Raw genomic sequence first — 585 nt, 5'->3', positions numbered from 1 at the left:
ATGATACAACATTTGAGCTTGAACCGTCTGCATACATTTTATATGGAATTTCATTCGATAACGCGTCGACATCTAATGTTTCAGGATTCTTTGGTAATTTTTTTGCATATGTATAGTCTTCTACATGAAACGGTTTAATACGTTCCATAATACCCGCAATTTTCTTAGCCCAGCCTTTATCTGATGCATATTTCACATTCATGCCAGTTAATGTTGGGCCGTTATAATACATACCACTTTCTTCTAAATATCTTTCTCGTACATAATTAGCGTTATAAGCAACGCTATCCCCGTAGCTTGGTAAATATTTTGCATATTTAAACGGATCTCCATCATATGCACGTAGACCGAATAGATTATGTTTTTGATATGCGATTTCTGATTTTCCGTATCCAGATTCTAAAATCGCATGCGCTGCTAAATAATGAGCACTCACGCCATATTGATTTTGCGCATTGATAAAATCTTGCCCATGTCCAACTAAAGGACTATCCGAGTGATATTTCGCAATAAAACTATCAATCTCTTGAGCTGTAATTTTCGAAGCCACTGTTAAATTTAAATCTTCATATGAGGTAGCAGTAA

1 protein-coding gene is annotated in these 585 nt (G+C 35.4%); it reads right to left on the bottom strand.

Annotation, left to right across the window (positions count from 1 at the left end):
- Window positions 1-585, bottom strand: a 585-nt coding sequence (locus GBN78_RS29945; RefSeq protein ID WP_226798518.1) for an N-acetylglucosaminidase, incomplete at both ends; no start/stop codon positions are given.

It is taken from the genome of Bacillus sp. B2-WWTP-C-10-Post-4 (assembly GCF_009183805.1).
GTDB classification, from domain to species: Bacteria; Bacillota; Bacilli; order Bacillales; family Bacillaceae_G; genus Bacillus_A; species Bacillus_A cereus.
The sequence above is the reverse complement of the archived record's forward strand: the minus strand, read 5'-3'. Positions and strand labels throughout refer to the sequence as shown.